This is a genomic window from Streptomyces sp. NPDC102451 (assembly GCF_044765485.1).
Classification (GTDB): domain Bacteria; phylum Actinomycetota; class Actinomycetes; order Streptomycetales; family Streptomycetaceae; genus Streptomyces.
On sequence record NZ_JBIWKD010000008.1, the window covers coordinates 64999 to 82027 of the forward strand.

Annotated in this window: 13 protein-coding genes; 11 read left to right on the forward strand and 2 right to left on the reverse strand. The window is 70.9% G+C overall.

What is annotated here, in order from left to right:
- Positions 1 to 40: 40 nt before the first annotated feature.
- Positions 41 to 1672 carry an L-glutamate gamma-semialdehyde dehydrogenase gene (gene pruA, locus ACIRD8_RS19975; RefSeq protein ID WP_403992993.1) on the forward strand — a complete coding sequence of 544 codons (1632 nt, stop codon included), beginning with the start codon at positions 41 to 43 and terminating at the stop codon, positions 1670 to 1672.
- A gap of 103 nt (positions 1673 to 1775) precedes the next feature.
- On the opposite strand, the gene ACIRD8_RS19980 is transcribed toward pruA, so the two are convergent.
- A complete protein-coding gene (locus ACIRD8_RS19980; RefSeq protein ID WP_403992996.1) occupies positions 1776 to 4097 on the reverse strand; it encodes a glycoside hydrolase family 3 N-terminal domain-containing protein in 2322 nt (773 codons plus the stop codon).
- 125 nt (positions 4098 to 4222) lie between these two features.
- Here ACIRD8_RS19980 and ACIRD8_RS19985 point away from each other — a divergent pair, with 125 nt between their 5' ends.
- From ACIRD8_RS19985 to cimA, 9 genes are all read left to right on the forward strand, one after another.
- The gene (locus tag ACIRD8_RS19985) at positions 4223 to 4822 is read left to right on the forward strand and encodes a TetR/AcrR family transcriptional regulator (protein ID WP_403992998.1); all 600 of its coding nucleotides are present in this window, start codon (positions 4223 to 4225) and stop codon (positions 4820 to 4822) included.
- A 268-nt stretch (positions 4823 to 5090) separates the two neighbouring features.
- The gene (locus ACIRD8_RS19990) at positions 5091 to 5216 is read left to right on the forward strand and encodes a hypothetical protein (RefSeq protein WP_099174318.1); all 126 of its coding nucleotides are present in this window, start codon (positions 5091 to 5093) and stop codon (positions 5214 to 5216) included.
- Between the two features lie 104 nt (positions 5217 to 5320).
- Positions 5321 to 6364 carry a 3-isopropylmalate dehydrogenase gene (locus ACIRD8_RS19995; RefSeq protein ID WP_403993001.1) on the forward strand — a complete coding sequence of 348 codons (1044 nt, stop codon included), beginning with the start codon at positions 5321 to 5323 and terminating at the stop codon, positions 6362 to 6364.
- Between the two features lie 291 nt (positions 6365 to 6655).
- The gene (locus ACIRD8_RS20000) at positions 6656 to 7759 is read left to right on the forward strand and encodes a branched-chain amino acid aminotransferase (RefSeq protein ID WP_403993004.1); all 1104 of its coding nucleotides are present in this window, start codon (positions 6656 to 6658) and stop codon (positions 7757 to 7759) included.
- A gap of 142 nt (positions 7760 to 7901) precedes the next feature.
- Complete coding sequence (gene ureA, locus ACIRD8_RS20005) at positions 7902 to 8591, forward strand: urease subunit gamma (RefSeq protein ID WP_403993007.1); 690 nt, start codon at positions 7902 to 7904, stop codon at positions 8589 to 8591.
- Positions 8591 to 10273, forward strand: a complete 1683-nt coding sequence (locus ACIRD8_RS20010) for an urease subunit alpha (RefSeq protein ID WP_403993010.1) — start codon at positions 8591 to 8593, stop codon at positions 10271 to 10273. The genes ureA and ACIRD8_RS20010 overlap by 1 nt, the downstream gene beginning before the upstream one ends.
- A gap of 11 nt (positions 10274 to 10284) precedes the next feature.
- Positions 10285 to 11307, forward strand: coding sequence for an agmatine/peptidylarginine deiminase (locus tag ACIRD8_RS20015; protein WP_403993013.1), 1023 nt, complete (start codon positions 10285 to 10287; stop codon positions 11305 to 11307).
- 3 nt (positions 11308 to 11310) lie between these two features.
- Positions 11311 to 11955, forward strand: a complete 645-nt coding sequence (locus ACIRD8_RS20020) for a TetR/AcrR family transcriptional regulator (protein WP_403993016.1) — start codon at positions 11311 to 11313, stop codon at positions 11953 to 11955.
- Between the two features lie 278 nt (positions 11956 to 12233).
- On the forward strand, positions 12234 to 13841 hold the full coding sequence (gene cimA / locus ACIRD8_RS20025) for a citramalate synthase (RefSeq protein ID WP_403993019.1): 1608 nt from the start codon (positions 12234 to 12236) through the stop codon (positions 13839 to 13841).
- A 9-nt stretch (positions 13842 to 13850) separates the two neighbouring features.
- Here the strand turns inward: cimA and ACIRD8_RS20030 are convergent, their stop codons facing one another.
- Complete coding sequence (locus tag ACIRD8_RS20030; RefSeq protein ID WP_403993022.1) at positions 13851 to 15719, reverse strand: ricin-type beta-trefoil lectin domain protein; 1869 nt, start codon at positions 15717 to 15719, stop codon at positions 13851 to 13853.
- A gap of 276 nt (positions 15720 to 15995) precedes the next feature.
- On the opposite strand from ACIRD8_RS20030, the gene ACIRD8_RS20035 reads away from it, so the two are divergent.
- Positions 15996 to 16970: a LacI family DNA-binding transcriptional regulator gene (locus ACIRD8_RS20035; protein WP_403993024.1), complete on the forward strand. Its 975-nt coding sequence runs from the start codon at positions 15996 to 15998 to the stop codon at positions 16968 to 16970.
- Positions 16971 to 17029 lie beyond the last annotated feature (59 nt).

Sequence of the window (17029 nt, forward strand, 5' to 3'; positions counted from 1 at the left end):
CCGGCCGACCACCCACCTCAACCAAGGAGACAAGGCACTCATGGACGCTGTCACCCAGGTCCCCGCGCCGGTCAACGAGCCGGTCCACTCCTACGCCCCCGGCACCGCCGAGCGAGCCCGCCTGGAGGCGAAGCTCAAGGAGCTCGCCGAGAACCCGATCGACCTGCCGATGACCATCGGCGGCGAGAAGCGCATGGGCGGCGGCGAGCGCGTCGACGTCGTACAGCCGCACAACCACAAGGCCGTCATCGGCACCTTCGCCGGTGCCACCGAGCAGGACGCCCAGGATGCCGTGGACGCGGCCCTCGCCGCCGCTCCGGCCTGGCGCGCCATGTCCTTCGACGACCGCGCGGCCATCATCCTGCGCGCGGCCGAGCTGCTGTCAGGACCCTGGCGCGAGACGCTGGCCGCCTCCACGATGCTCGGCCAGGGCAAGACCGCGCAGCAGGCCGAGATCGACTGTCCCTGCGAGCTCGTCGACTTCTGGCGCTTCAACGTGCACTACGCGCGCCAGATCCTCGCCGAGCAGCCCCCGGCGAACTCCCCCGGCGTGTGGAACCGCATGGACCACCGCCCGCTGGAGGGCTTCGTCTACGCGATCACGCCGTTCAACTTCTCGGCCATCGCGGCGAACCTGCCCACCGCGCCCGCCCTCATGGGCAACGTCGTGGTGTGGAAGCCGTCCCCGACGCAGACCCACGCCGCCGTGCTGCTGATGCAGCTCCTGGAGGAGGCCGGGCTGCCCAAGGGCGTCATCAACCTGGTCACCGGTGACGGCATCGCCGTCTCCGAGGTGGCGCTGAACCACCGCGACCTGGCCGGTGTCCACTTCACCGGTTCGACCCCCACCTTCCAGCACCTGTGGAAGACGGTCGGCAACAACATCGCCAACTACCGCACCTACCCGCGGCTCGTCGGCGAGACCGGCGGCAAGGACTTCGTCGTCGCGCACCCCAGCGCCGACCGCGCCGTGCTGAAGACCGCGCTGACCCGCGGCTCCTTCGAGTACCAGGGCCAGAAGTGCTCCGCGTCCTCCCGTGCGTACGTCCCGGCCTCCATCTGGAACTCCGGTTTCAAGGAGGAGTTCGCGGCCGAGGTCGACTCGATCACCATGGGTGACGTCACCGACCTGTCGCACTTCATGGGCGCCGTCATCGACGCGCGTTCCTTCGCGAAGAACAAGGCCGCGATCGACCGCGCCGCCGCCGACCCGACGTGCACGATCGTCGCCGGTGGCACGTACGACGACTCCGTGGGCTACTTCGTCCGCCCGACCGTCATCGTCTGCGACGACCCGGCCAACGAGGTCTTCACCACCGAGTACTTCGGCCCGATCCTCGCCGTGCACGTCTACGAGGACGAGAAGTACGACACCATGCTGGAGCAGATGGAGTCGGTCTCGGACTACGCGCTGACGGGTGCGGTCATCTCCAACGACCGCGCGGCCGCCGCGTACACGATGGACAAGCTCCGCTACGCCGCGGGCAACTTCTACATCAACGACAAGTCGACCGGTGCGGTCGTCGGCCAGCAGCCCTTCGGCGGCGGCCGTGGCTCCGGCACCAACGACAAGGCGGGCGCCCCGCAGAACCTGCAGCGCTGGACGCTGACCCGCGCCATCAAGGAGACGCTGGTCCCGCCGACCGAGTACACCTACCCCCACCAGGGCTGATCCCCAGCAGGGCTGACGCCCCCAGAACTCCGCCTCCCGACCGGCTCCCCCCGCCGGCCGGGAGGCGGTTTCCATTCCGGGGCGGGCTCAGCCCTTCACGGACTCAGCCCTTCACGGTGAAGTCGGCGCGCAGCAGGTCGTCGTCCGACGAGGACGGGCCGACGAGCAGTTCGAAGGCGCCGGGCTCGACGACCCGCCGGCCCGCGGCGTCCACCAGGGTGCACTCGGAGACCGGCAGTTCCAGCAGCACCTCACGGGTCTCGCCCGGGGCGAGCTCCACCTGCCGGTAGGTCTTCAGCTCCTTCTCCGCCCAGGTCACGGACGTCACGGTGTCGCTGATGTACACCTGCACGGTCTCCAGGGCCGGCCGGGCACCGGTGTTGCCGAGGGTGACGCGCGCCCGCAGGGTGTCGCTCTCCCCGACGTCCGCCGTGAGCACCTCCAGGCCGGAGTACGTGACGTCCGTGTAGCTCAGGCCCTCGCCGAACACGAACGCCGGACGCTGGGTGAGGTCGGCGTAGCGGGAGCCGTGCTGGCCGCGGATCTGGTTGTAGTACGTCGGCTGCTGACCCGCGTGCCGGGCGAAGGAGAGGGGCAGCCGGCCCGTCGGCTCGACGAGGCCCAGCAGGACCTCGGCCACCGCGCGGCCGCCCTGCATGCCCGGGTTGAAGGCGTACACGACCGCCGCCGCGCCGAGGGCGGACGGCGGAAGCACCAGCGGCTTGGAGCTGATGACCACGACGACCAGCGGCTTGCCGGTCGCGGCGAGCGCGTCGAGCAGCGCGACCTGGTCGCCGACGAGTTCCAGGGTGGCCGTGGATTTGCCCTCGCCGATCAGCTCGACGCGGTCCCCGACCACGGCGACGACGTAGTCGGCGGCCTCGGCGGCGGCGACCGCCTCACCGATCAGGCCGGCGTCGGGCTCGGCGGGGATGACCACCTCGGGGCGGGGCTGGCCGTCGGGGAAGAACTCCCCCTCCGGGTCCGCGCCCACATCGAGGATCCTGGCGCCCCGCGCGTACGAGACCGTCCAGTCGGCGGGCGCGTGCTCGCGGAAGCCGTCGAGGACGGTACGGATCATGGCGCGCGGCTGGCCGTCCGGAAGCCAGTCGACCTGGCCCGAGGAGCCCGCCCAGTCACCCAGCTGGGTCTGCGCGTCGTCCGCGTTCGGCCCGATCACCGCGACCGTACGGGGGCCGGGGGCCCCGGTGGCCCGCCCGTCGTCGCCCGCCGTCAGGCCGCCGGCCAGCGGCAGCGTGCCGTCGTTGGTCAGCAGCACCAGCGAGCGCCGGGCCGCCTCAAGATTCAGTGCGGCGTGGGCGTCGCTGCCGATGATCTCGGCCTGGCGGGCCGGGTCGGGGCGGCGCGGCTCCTCGAACAGGCCGAGCTCGAACTTGAGCGTCAGGACACGGCGTACGGCCGCGTCGATGTCGGTCTCGCTCAGTGTGCCGTTGCCGACCGCTTCCAGAGCGCCCTCGAAGAACCCCTCGGTCGCCATCACCATGTCGTTGCCGGCGCGGACGGCCGCGGCGGCGGCCTGCGCGTAGTCGGCGTACACCCTCTGCTCCCACACCATGCGGCCGACGTTGTCCCAGTCGGTCACCAGCGTCCCGGTGTAGCCCCACTCCTCGCGCAGCACGTCGTTGAGCAGCCAGTCGTTGACCGTGATCGGCACACCGTCCATGGACTGGTAGCCCAGCATGAACGTCCGGCAGCCCTCCTTGGCGACCCGCTCGAACGGAGGCAGGAACCAGGACCGCAGCTTGCGTCGCGAGATGTCCGCCTCGCTGGCGTCCCGCCCGCCCTGCGTCTCGGAGTACCCCGCGAAGTGCTTGGCCGAGGCCAGGATAGCGGTGGGGTCGGCCAGGCCGTCCCCCTGGTACCCGCGCACCATCGCCGACGCCAGCTCGCCGATCAGATGGGGGTCCTCGCCGAACGTCTCGCTGACCCTGCCCCAGCGCAGGTCCCGGGTGATGCAGAGGACCGGTGAGAACGTCCAGTGCACGCCGGTCGCCGCGACCTCCACCGCCGTGGCCCGCGCGATCCGCTCCACCAGCTCCGCGTCCCAGGTGGCGGCCATGCCGAGCTGGGTGGGGTAGATCGTGGCGCCCTCCCAGAAGGAGTGTCCGTGGATGCAGTCCTCCGCGACGAGCAGGGGGATGCGCAGCCGGGACCGGTCGGTGAGCTCCGCGGCCTCCAGGACCCGCTCGGGCGAGGTGTGCAGGATCGACCCCACGTGCAGGTCCTCGACGAAGTGCCGCACCCCTTCCTTGGCGTTCAGCTGGAGCATCTGGCCGACCTTCTCGGGCAGCGTCATGCGCCCCAGGAGATCGGCGACCCGCTCCGCCACGGGGAGTGAGGGGTCGAGATAGGGCAGGGAGGGGGCCACGGGGGGTCCTTTCGCGACACGGTTCCCCTTCACCATAGAGTGAATACCGACCACCTGGTAAGTATCTCCGGTGGTCGAATCTCCGGAGCCGGTCCTCCGGGGGAGTTGAATGGAACCGACGTGCCGGCCCGACCGAAGCCGGCGGACCGGGAGAGTGGCGAGTGACGGCCGAAGCGCTGCGCGGCTACGCGAAGGGCCGTGCGAAGCGGCGCGAGATCCTCGACCAGGCCATGTCCCTGTTCGGCGAGGCCGGCTACCGGGGCGCGTCGCTGCGGGTGATCGCGACCCGCTGCGGCATCTCCCACACCGGTCTGCTGCACCACTTCCCGACCAAGGAGGCGCTGCTGCTCGCCGTGCTGGAGCACCGCGACGACGTGGACGACGAGTGGCTCTCGCTCGGTGGCACCACGGGCGTCGGACGGCTGCGGCGGTTCGCCGAGCTGGCCGCGCTGAACTCCTCGCGGCGCGGGATCGTCGAGCTCTTCTCGGTGGTCTCCGCCGAGGCGACGGCCGCCGACCACCCCGCCCACGGATACTTCGTACGCCGTTACGAGAACTCGGTGGCGGGCGCCCAGCTCGCCTACGAACAGGCCCGCCAGGAGGGTGCGCTGCGGGCCGGTGTCGACCCCGGCGCCGCGGGCCGGCAGCTCATCGCCCTGATGGACGGGCTCCAGGTGCAGTGGCTGCTCAGCGACTGTGCGACGGACATGGCCGGCGTCCTGCGCGCCCACATCGAGGCGCAGCTCACCGTGGAGTTCTGAGGCCCGGCGGAGGGCTCCGTGAACTCCGCCGTCTCAGATAGTAGGAAGTCCGAGTATCTGTAGAGACAGATGGCCCGGGCTGTCCTAACTTTGTAGAAGCCGAACGAATCGCTGATCCAGCGACCGGCGTGTGTGAGCGTGCCCCGAGCAGGCAACCCCTGCGGCATCCGCTCCCCGCCCTGCCGGCGCCTCGAAATCCCCGATCTCGATATCCGTTGCGCGAAATCCCGATCTCGAAATCCACGCGATCTCAAGGAGTCGATCCCCCATGGCCGAGACCACCGTTCGCCGCGTCCGTCACACCTCCCGCTCCGAGTCGGAGCGCAAGAACGCCGCCGCAGCCCTGCAGCGGGCTCTCGACCGCCGGGACAACGGCGGTTCGACGGGCCACTGAGGGCGCGGTCCCGCCCCGTGACGCCCGCCTGCCGGCGGAGGCCCGCGATGTCCGTATCGTGGACGCCGAATGTCATGGGGTGGGACGGAAGCTAGGGTGCCTGTATGTCTCGCAGCATCGATCTCGCAGTGATCCCCGGCGACGGTATCGGCCAGGAGGTCGTCACCCAGGGCCTCAAGGTTCTCAACGCTGTTCTCCCGCAGGATGTGAAGCTGGAGACCAAGGAGTACGACCTCGGCGCCCAGCGATGGCACCGCACCGGTGAGACCCTCCCCGACGTGGAGCTCGAGGCCCTCAAGGGCCACGACGCCATCCTGCTCGGCGCCATCGGCGACCCGTCCGTGCCGTCGGGCGTGCTGGAGCGGGGGCTGCTGCTGAAGCTGCGCTTCGCCTTCGACCACTTCATCAACCTGCGGCCGTCGAAGCTCTTCCCGAACACCGCGACCCCGCTGGCCGGCCGCCCCGAGATCGACTTCGTCGTCGTCCGTGAGGGCACCGAGGGCCCGTACACGGGCAACGGCGGTTCGCTGCGCACGGGCACGGAGCACGAGGTCGCCACCGAGGTCAGCGTCAACACCGCGTACGGGGTCGAGCGTGTCGTGCGCGACGCGTTCGCGCGTGCCGCCGCCCGCCCGCGCAAGAAGCTGACGCTGGTCCACAAGAACAACGTCCTCGTGCACGCCGGCCACCTGTGGAAGAACACCTTCGACAAGGTCGCGGCCGAGTTCCCCGAGGTCACCACCGACTACCTGCACGTCGACGCCGCGACGATCTTCTTCGTCACCCAGCCCGAGCGCTTCGACGTCATCGTCACCGACAACCTCTTCGGCGACATCCTCACCGACCTGGCCGCAGCCGTGACCGGCGGCATCGGCCTGGCCGCGTCCGGCAACATCAACCCGACGGGCGCCTTCCCGTCCATGTTCGAGCCGGTGCACGGCACCGCGCCCGACATCGCGGGCCAGGGCAAGGCCGACCCGACGGCCACGATCCTCTCCGTCGCCCTCCTGCTGCGCCACCTCGGCTACGAGGCCGAGGCCGTGCGCATCGAGGAGGCCGTCTCCGCCGACCTCGCGGAGCGTGACGGGCAGAATGCACGTACCACCGACGAGATCGGCGACGCGCTCGCGGTACGCGTAGCGAGCTGACCCGACGTCTCCACTTCGAAGCCGCCGGGTCGCAACCGCACCCGGCGGCTTCACCTTGCGGTCTCCGGGTGCCACCATCGACCCCTGGACCGCGTTCTCGTGTCGCATGAGCGTCATCGTGAACGTCACCGCAATCACATCATTTCGTGCAGGGCCGCCCCCGGGAGATAATCGAACGCGGGACCGCGGCTCGCGGGAGAGCTCGGACGTCCTACAACCTGCCCGGATACCGGGCGGGAGCGGGCGTGAGCGCGGTCCATCACACACAAGACCGGTGAAGGACACGCACTCATGACGACGCCCACGATCGAGCTCAAGCCCTCCTCGAACCCGCTGTCCGACGCGGAGCGCGAGGCGATCCTGGCCAGCCCCGGCTTCGGCCGCCACTTCACCGATCACATGGTGACGATCCGCTGGACCGAGGGCCGCGGCTGGCACGACGGCCAGCTCGTGCCGTACGGGCCGCTGTCCATGGACCCGGCCAACATGACGCTGCACTACGCGCAGGAGATCTTCGAGGGGCTCAAGGCCTACCGGCAGCCCGACGGCACGGTCGCCACCTTCCGTCCGGAGGCCAACGCCGCCCGCTTCCAGCGGTCCGCCGCCCGGCTCGCGATGCCGGAGCTGCCCGTCGAGACCTTCATCGAGGCCTGTGACGTCCTGGTCCAGCAGGACCAGGCCTGGGTTCCGGCGCACGGCGGCGAGGAGTCCCTCTACCTGCGCCCCTTCATGATCGCCACCGAGGTGGGTCTCGGCGTCCGGCCGGCCAACGAGTACCTCTTCCTCGTCATCGCCTCTCCCGCCGGTGCCTACTTCCCCGGTGGTGTGAAGCCGGTCTCGATCTGGCTCTCCCAGGACCGGGTGCGCGCCGTCCCCGGCGGCATGGGCGACGCCAAGACCGGCGGCAACTACGCCGCCTCCCTCCTCGCCCAGGCCGAGGCCGCCGCACGCGGCTGCGACCAGGTCGCCTACCTCGACGCCGTCGAGCACAAGTGGGTGGAGGAGCTCGGCGGGATGAACCTCTACTTCGTGTACGGGCAGGAGGACGGCAGCAAGCGGATCGTCACCCCCTCCCTCACCGGTTCGCTGCTCGCCGGAGTCACCCGTGACTCCCTCCTCACCGTCGCCCGTGACCTCGGTTACGCCTCCGAGGAGGGCCGCGTCTCCATCGACCAGTGGCGCGCCGACACCGGGAACGGCACCCTCACCGAGGTCTTCGCCTGCGGCACCGCCGCCGTGATCACGCCCGTCGGCACCGTGAAGTCCGCGGACGGCGAGTGGGTCCAGGGCGACGGCACCCCGGGCGAGGTCACCCTCAAGCTGCGCGAGCGCCTGCTGGACATCCAGCGCGGCGTCGTCGAGGACACCCACGGCTGGATGCACGAGCTCGGCTAGTCACCTCGCCGTACCCCTGAAGGCCGCGCCCACCCGGGCGCGGCCTTTCTCGTCCCCGGCGTTTTGAGCGCCGCTCAAAACCTGGTTAGAGTGCTGCTCCAATGCTCTCAGGATCCAGCGCTCCGACCAGGAGGTCCGTGACATGCGACTGACCCCGACCGAACGCGACCGGCTGCTGCTCTTCGGCGCGGCCGAGCTGGCCAGGGCCCGGCGCGCCCGTGGCCTGCGGCTCAACGTCCCCGAGGCGACCGCCCTGATCGCGGACACCGTCTGCGAGGCCGCCAGGGACGGACGCAGGCTGGCCGAGGCCATCGAGGCGGCCCGGGCCGTGCTGGGGCCGGACGACGTGCTGCCGGGCGTGGCCGATGTGGTCACCGAGGTCCAGGTGGAGGCCGTGTTCGAGGACGGCTCCCGGCTCGCGGTCGTCAGCGCCCCCCTCGCCGGGGGCACCCTCGGCGACGACGCCCCCGGCGCGCTCCTCCCCGGCCCCGCGACGCCGGACCCGGAGCCCGCCGTGCGGCTCACCGTCCGTAACACCGCGACGGTCCCGGTCAGCGTGACGTCCCACTTCCACTTCTTCGAGGCCAATCCCCGGCTCGACTTCGACCGCGCGGCGGCGTACGGGATGCGGCTCGGCGTGCCGGCCGGCTCCTCGGTCCGCTTCGGCCCCGGGGAGACCGCCGACGCGGCGCTCGTCCCCCTCGGCGGCGACCGGATCGCGATCGGCTTCGCCGGGCTCGTCGACGGGCCGCTGGACGCGCCGGGCGCGAAGGAGGAGGCGCTGCGCAGGGCGGCGGCCTGCGGCTACCTCGGAGCGGGGGAGGGGAACTGATGGATCCGTACGAGTACGCCTCCGTGCACGGCCCGCGCGCCGGGGACCGGGTCAGGCTCGGTGACTCCGGGCTGACCGTCCGTGTGGAGTCCGACTCCCAGAAGCAGGGCGACGAGTTCCTCGCCGGCTTCGGCAAGACGGCCCGCGACGGCCTGCACCTCAAGGCCGCCGCCGTCCGGGAGACCTGCGACGTCGTCATCAGCAACGTGCTGGTCATCGACGCGGTGCTGGGCATCCGGAAGGTCTCGATCGGCATCCGCGAGGGCCGCATCGCCGCGATCGGACGGGCCGGCAACCCGGACACCCTCGACGGGGTCGACGTGGTCGTCGGCACCGGCACCACCATCGTCTCCGGCGAGGGCATGATCGCGACGGCCGGAGCCGTGGACCCCCATGTCCACCTGCTCTCCCCGCGCATCATGGAGGCCTCCCTGGCCTCCGGGGTCACCACGATCATCGGCCAGGAGTTCGGCCCGGTCTGGGGCGTCGGCGTCAACTCCCCGTGGGCCCTGCGCCACGCCTTCAACGCCTTCGACGCCTGGCCCGTCAACATAGGCTTCCTGGGCCGCGGTTCGTCCTCCCACGAGGCGCCGCTGGTGGAGGCGCTCGCCGAGGGCGGGGCCTGCGGCTTCAAGGTCCACGAGGACATGGGCGCCCACACCCGCGCCCTGGACACCGCCCTGCGTGTCGCCGAGGACCACGACGTCCAGGTCGCCCTGCACAGCGACGGGCTGAACGAGTGCCTCTCCGTCGAGGACACCCTGAGCGTCCTCGAAGGCCGTACGATCCACGCCTTCCATATCGAGGGCTGCGGCGGCGGACACGTACCCAACGTGCTGAAGATGGCCGGTGTCCCGAACGTCATCGGGTCCTCCACCAACCCGACGCTCCCCTTCGGCCGGGACGCGGTCGCCGAGCACTACGGGATGATCGTCTCCGTCCACGACCTCAAGACCGACCTGCCCGGCGACGCCGCCATGGCCCGCGACCGGATCAGGGCCGGGACCATGGGCGCCGAGGACGTCCTGCACGACCTGGGTGCCATCGGCATCACCTCCTCCGACGCGCAGGGCATGGGCCGGGCCGGCGAGACCGTACGCCGCACGCTCGCCATGGCCGCCAAGATGAAGGCCGAACTCGGCCCGCTGGAGGGCGACGGCCCCGGCGACGACAACGCCCGGGTGCTGCGCTACATCGCCAAGCTCACGGTCAACCCCGCGATCGCGCACGGGATCTCGCACGAGGTCGGCTCCATCGAGACGGGGAAGCTCGCCGACATCGTCCTCTGGCACCCGGAGTTCTTCGGCGCGAAGCCCCAGCTGGTCCTGAAGTCCGGCTTCCCCGCGTACGGCGTCACCGGCGACCCCAACGCGGCCACGGACACCTGCGAACCCCTCGTCCTGGGGCCGCAGTTCGGCGCGTACGGGGCCACGGCCGCCGATCTCTCCGTCGCCTTCGTCGCGGAGGCCGCCACCCAGCTGGGCACCGACCTCATGCCCACCCGCCGGCGCAGGGTCGCGGTCCGGGGCACGCGCGGTATCGGACCCGCGGACCTGCTCCTCAACTCCCGTACCGGGACGGTCGGCGTCGACGGCGAGACCGGCCTCGTCACCCTCGACGGCGACCCGCTGCGCTCACCCGCCGCCGACTCCGTCCCCCTCAACCGCCTCTACTTCCTCTAGGGAACGACGCCATGACCTTCCGCATGCCGCCCGAGTGGGCCCCGCACGAGCGCACCTGGATGGCCTGGCCGGGCCCCAACCCCACCTTCGCCACCCCGGCCGAGCTCGACGAGGCGCGCAGGGCCTGGGCCGCCGTCGCCCGCGCCGTACGCCGCTTCGAGCCCGTCACCGTGATCACCGGCCCCGGTCAGGAGGAGGGCGCCCGCGCGCTCCTCGGCCCGGACGTCGAGACCGCCGTACGCCCCCTCGACGACGCCTGGATGCGGGACATCGGCCCGACCTTCGTCATCGACACCGGGACTCGCGAACTCGCCGCCGTGGACTGGACGTTCAACGGCTGGGGCGCCCAGGGCTGGGCCCGCTGGGAGCACGACCGGCACATCGCGAAGGGCGTCGCCGAGCTGGCCGGGGTGCCCGTGCACAGCTCGCCCCTGGTCAACGAGGGCGGCGCGATCCATGTGGACGGCGAGGGCACCGTGCTGCTCACCGAGACCGTCCAGCTGGGCAAGGAACGCAACCCAGGCTGGACCAGGGAGGCCGTCGAGGCCGAGATCCACGCACGCCTCGGCACCGAGAAGGCGATCTGGCTGCCGCGCGGCCTGGCCGGCGACTACGGGACGTACGGCACCCTCGGCCATGTCGACATCGTCGCCGCGTTCGCCCGCCCCGGCGTCGTCGTCGCCCACGTCCAGCCCGACCCCTCCCACCCGGACCACGGGATCACCCGTGAGACGGTCCGGATCCTGCGGGCCGCCACCGACGCGGGGGGCCGCCCGCTGGAGGTCGTGGAGATCCCCGCGCCCACGGCGCTCACCGACGCCGACGGCGCCTGGACCGACCACTCCTACATCAACCACTACCTCTGCAACGACGGCGTGGTCCTCTGCGCCTTCGACGACCCGAGGGACGACGAGGCGGCAGCCGTCTTCGGCGACCTGTTCCCGGACCGTACGGTGACACCCGTCGACGCCCGTACGATCTTTGCCGGTGGTGGAGGCATCCACTGCATCACGCAGCAACAGCCCAGGATCTGAACCGTGCCCAGTAGCCCGCGCCGCCGCAACATCGCCCCGCCCAGGGAGGACGTGCTCGCCGCCGTCATGGCCACCGTCGCCGAGCGCGGGCTCGACGGGCTGACCATGGCGGGCCTCGGCCGCGAGGTGCGGATGAGCAGCGGCCACCTCCTCTACTACTTCCGCACCAAGGACGAGCTGCTGCTGCAGACCCTGGAGTGGAGCGAGGCGCGGCTCGGCGCCGAGCGCCGGGCCCTGCTCACCGGCCCCGGCACCGCCCGTGAGCGGCTCGACGCCTACATCGCCCTGTACGTCCCCGAAGGCCACCGCGACCCGCACTGGACGCTCTGGCTGGAGGTCTGGAACCGCTCGCAGAGCGCCGACGGCGACGCCCGCGCCCGGCAGGCCGCCATCGAGGACGCCTGGCACCGCGATCTCGTCGAGCTGCTGGCCGAGGGCATCGCGCGCGGCGAGTTCCGCGCCGTCGACACCGGCCGGGCCGCGACCCGCCTGCGGGCCCTGATGGACGGGTTCAGCGTCCATGTCACCGTCGGCATCCCGGGCACCGGACGGGAACAGGTCCTGGACCAGATGCGCACGTACGCGGACGAGACGCTCACACCCGCCGGCGGGGACACTTCTGCGACGGACATCACGCCCGCATCCTGAGACGGGCCGGGACCGCGGAGCGCCGCTGTGCCAGACTGCGGGCGTGTCCTCGTTCGCCATGATTATCGGCAGCAGGCGCGCCGGTCCGCAGTGACCGTCCCGTATCACCACGTACGGAACGGACATCGTGCCCCAGACCCGCGCGCAGACCTCTCGCACCCGCGAGGGGTTTTTTCGTTTTCCGGCCCCCACCACGGCCGGAGCGAGGCACGCGAGATGATGGGGGCAAGTGGAGCCGATTCGTCCGGATCCGCTCACCCGACAGGAGTCAGATCAGCATGACCACCAAGGCCACGGCCCCCGACGACACCTTCCATGTGTTCGACACCACGCTGCGCGACGGTGCGCAGCGTGAAGGCATCAACCTGACGGTCGCGGACAAGCTGACCATTGCCCGGCATCTGGACGACTTCGGCGTGGGCTTCATCGAGGGCGGCTGGCCCGGCGCCAACCCCCGCGACACCGAGTTCTTCGCCCGCGCCAAGCAGGAGATCGACTTCGAGCACGCCCAGCTCGTCGCCTTCGGCGCCACCCGCAGGGCGGGCGGCAAGGCCGCCGAGGACCCGCAGGTCCAGGCGCTGCTGGACTCGGGCGCCCCGGTGATCACCCTGGTCGCCAAGTCCCACGACCGTCATGTGGAACTGGCCCTGCGCACCACCCTGGACGAGAACCTGGAGATGGTCCGCGACACCGTCGCCCACCTCCGGGAGCAGGGCCGCCGGGTCTTCGTCGACTGCGAGCACTTCTTCGACGGCTACCGCGCGAACCCGGAGTACGCCAAGGCGGTCGTACGCACCGCCCACGAGGCCGGCGCCGACGTCGTCATCCTCTGCGACACCAACGGCGGGATGCTCCCCGCGCAGGTCCAGGCCGTCGTCTCCACCGTCCTCGCCGACACCGGCGCCCGGCTCGGCATCCACGCCCAGGACGACACGGGCTGCGCCGTCGCCAACACCCTGGCCGCCGTGGACGCGGGCGCCACCCATGTGCAGTGCACCGCCAACGGCTACGGCGAGCGGGTCGGCAACGCCAACCTCTTCCCCGTCGTCGCCGCGCTGGAACTCAAGTACGGCAAGACCGTCCTGCACGAGGGCGCACTCGCGGAGATGACCCGCATCTCCCACGCCATCGCCGAGGTCGTCAACCTCACCCCCTCCACCCACCAGCCGTACGTCGGTGTCTCCGCCTTCGCGCACAAGGCCGGACTGCACGCCTCCGCGATCAAGGTGGACCCGGACCTCTACCAGCACATCGACCCCGAACGCGTCGGCAACACCATGCGGATGCTGGTGTCCGACATGGCGGGCCGCGCCTCCATCGAGCTCAAGGGCAAGGAGCTCGGCATCGACCTGGGCGGCGACCGCGCCCTTGTCCAGCGCGTCGTCGAGCGGGTCAAGGAGCGCGAACTCAAGGGCTACACCTACGAGGCCGCCGACGCCTCCTTCGAACTGCTGCTGCGCGCCGAGGTCGACGGCCGCCCCCGCCGCTACTTCCGCGTCGAGTCCTGGCGGGCCATCGTCGAGGACCGCCCCGACGGCACCCACGCCAACGAGGCGACCGTGAAGCTCTGGGCCAAGGGCGAGCGGATCGTGGCCACCGCCGAGGGCAACGGCCCGGTCAACGCCCTTGACCGGGCGCTGCGCGTCGGCCTGGAACGCATCTACCCGCAGCTCGCCAAGCTGGAGCTGATCGACTACAAGGTCCGCATCCTGGAAGGCCGCACCGGCACCGAGTCCACCACCCGGGTGCTGATCACCACGGGCGACGGAACCGGTGACTGGGCGACCGTCGGCGTGGCCGAGAACGTCATCGCCGCGTCCTGGCAGGCGCTGGAGGACGCGTACACGTACGGCCTGCTGCGGGCGGGCATCGAGCCGACGGACTGACGCGGGACCCTACTGGAGCCGCCACTTCTGGTTGGCGGCTCCGGTGCAGGTCCAGATCTGGACGCGGGCGCCGTTCGCCGTGGACCGGTCCGTCACGTCCAGGCACTTGTCGGCCGCCGTGTTGACGACGTCGCCCGTCGCCGCGTCGTACCTCCAGCGTTGCGCGCCCGACCCGTTGCAGGTGTACAGCTGGACCTTTGCTCCGTCCGCCGTGGAGCCCCCGGTGACGTCCAGGCAGGCGCCGAGCACCGTGATGCTTCCGTCGCCGCCGACCGTCCAGCGCTGGTTGGCCGCGCCGGTGCAGGACCAGATCTGGACGGGTGTGCCGTCGGCGCCGGTGTTGCCCGTGGCGTCCAGGCACGTGCCGCCCGCGCCCGCGAGGGCGCCGCTGCTGCCCGCGGAGCCCGACTGGGTCCCCGACCAGGTGAACGTCGCCGAGGTGCGGCCGGGCAGGGAGTACGTGAACTTCTGCCCGCCCCAGTTGACCGTGATCTGCTGGGCGGAGGACGAGCCGTTGTAGGCGATCAGGGCCTTCGAGCCGTCCGGGTTGCGCCAGGCCACGTTGGGCACGGCGGAGCTGGCGGTGGAGGCGATGCGGGAGGCGCCGGGCCGGACGTACTTCGTGAGGTGGCCCATCGTGTAGTACTCGATCGTGTAGTCGACCTGGCCGTGCCTGCTGTCCCCGTTGTGCACCGTGACCAGCCCGTCGCAGGTGCCGCAGCCCCCGTTGTGCGGGCCGCGGTTCTGGTCCACGGCCAGCGACCACTTGGTCACCGACTTCGCCCAGTTGCGCGTGTAGTCGATGATGTTCAGCATGTCCTCGCGCTGCTGGTCGGCGATCCACGTACCGCCCGAGTGCTCGGTCTGGAAGGCGTCCAGCCCGGGGTACTCGTCGTGCACGGCGGTCTGTTTCGCGATGTCACCGCCGTACCCGTGCCAGGCGATCCCGCCGAAGTTCGGGTGGCTGCGCACCGCCGCGTCGTCGACCGTCGGGGCGGCGTACGCGTCGTAGGTGTCCCAGTTCCAGTCGTGCGCCAGCACCTTGGTGGTGAGGCCGGCGCCCTGGAGCTTCGGCAGCAGCTCGCTCTTGGTGAAGTACGCCAGCCCCGAGCCGTTCCAGCTCATCGACGGGTAGCCGGAGCAGCAGGTCGGCTCGTTCTGCGCGGTGACGTAGTCGACCGGGACGCCCTGGGCCTTCCACGCCTGGAGGTACTTCACGAAGTAGTTCGCGTAGGCGCCGTAGTTCTCGGCCTTCAGCCAGCCGCCGTTGAGCTGTCCGTTGTCCTTCATCCACGCCGGGGCCGTCCACGGGGAGGCGACCGTCGTGAGCGCCGGGTTGAGCTGCTCGGCCTGCTTGGTGAGCGGCAGGACGTCCTGCAGATCGTGTGCGATCGAGAAGTTGGCAAGATTCGGGTCGGTCTGCCCCGCCGGCATGTCGTCGTAGGTGTAGCCGAACCGCGCGAGGTCGGATCCGCCCATCGGATTGCGTACGAACGACAGCCCGATGCCCTCGGTGGGGGAGAAGAGCCTCTTCATCGTCTCGTCGCGGGTCGCCTGACTCAGCGCCCCGCTGCCCTTCAGCAGCCAGGCCGCCGTGTCCGTGAACGAGGCGCCGCCTCCGGTGAAGGTCTGGTAGCGGGTGTTCTCGTCGACGGTGATGTTCGTGCCGGAGCCGCCGTTGCCCGCGCCGAAGGCGACCGGTGTCTGCGGCTGGAGGCCGCGGGTGACATGACGGCCGCCGGAGTCGTCCGTGGTGGTCAGCACGATGTTCACCGTCTCGCCGGCCGCCTGGGCGGTGCCCGAGGAGAGCCCGGCCAGTCCCGCGGTCGCGAGCGCCGTCGCGACGAGGACTCTCGCCGTCCTGCTGGTCCGAATCATGGCTGCTGCCTTTCTCGGCAGGGTGTGGGGAAGTGCCGTCGAACGAGCCGTGAGTGAACTGCTCTTACGTGCCCACGTCAAGAGGTTCGGTCGTTCAAGAAATGAACACAAGCCTCGCCGGAGCTGCTCCGAATATGGGTACGGACCAATCTCGGTGTGAAGTATTGACGCCTCTGTTCCGGCGGGGTTAACTCCAGCCGCAACGCCGGTACCGGTTCCGGAACCGGTACCGAACCCCGACCGACCTTCTGTCCTGCCTTGTCCCTGGAGGCCCCGTTGCGTGTCACCATCGCCGATGTCGCCCGCGAGGCCGGCGTCAGCAAGACGACCGTGTCCCGGGTCATCAACCTCAAGGGTGAAGTGGACGGTTCGACGGCCGCCCGTGTTCGTGAAGTGATCGCGGACCTCGGCTACGTACCCAGCTCCGGCGCCGTCGGGCTGGCACGCGGTCGTAGCCGTACGGTCGGGCTGCTGGTGCCCTCGTTCACCTGGCCGTGGATGGGTGAGGTGCTCCAGGGGATCGTCGACACGGTCGAGGCCGCCGACTACGGGCTGCTGCTCTTCACGTGCACCCGGGGAGCGGAGTCCGTCAAGCGCTTCACCACCCAGGTGTCGGCGCGCGCCTTCGACGGGCTCGTCGTCGTCGAACCGGAGAACACGCTCGACCAGCTCACCGAACTGCACCGCTCCGGGCTGCCGATCGTCCTGATCGACGACAGGGGCCACCATCCCGAATTCCCCTCCGTCGTGACCACCAATCACGAGGGAGGCGCGTCCGCCGCCCGCCATCTGCGAGCGGCGGGGCGCACCAGACCCCTGGTCGTCACCGGCCCGCAGCACTTCGGCTGCGTCCGGGACCGGCTCGCGGGCTTCCGTTCGGTCCTCCCCACCGAGCTGGTCGTGGACGGGGACTTCACCGAACGCCGCGGCCGTCTCGTCGTCGAGGAACTCCTCGCGGCCGGAACGGAGTTCGACTCCGTCTTCGCTCTCAACGACATCAGCGCGGCCGGGGTCCTGCGGGCCCTGAGGGCCGCCGGCCTCCGCGTACCCGACGACATCGCGGTGGTCGGCTTCGACGACATCCCGATGGCCGAACACACCGAACCGCCACTGACCACCGTGCACCAGCCCACGCGTCAGATGGGCGAGGCGGCTGCCCGCCTGCTCCTCTCCCACCTCGGCGGCACCGACGTACCGGACGGACCGGTCGTGCTGCCCACCGAACTGGTCGTGCGCCACTCGGCGCCGTAACGGAACCGGCCCCGCCGGTCACCCGTCCGCATCCCCGAACCCGCCGCACCCGGCGCACG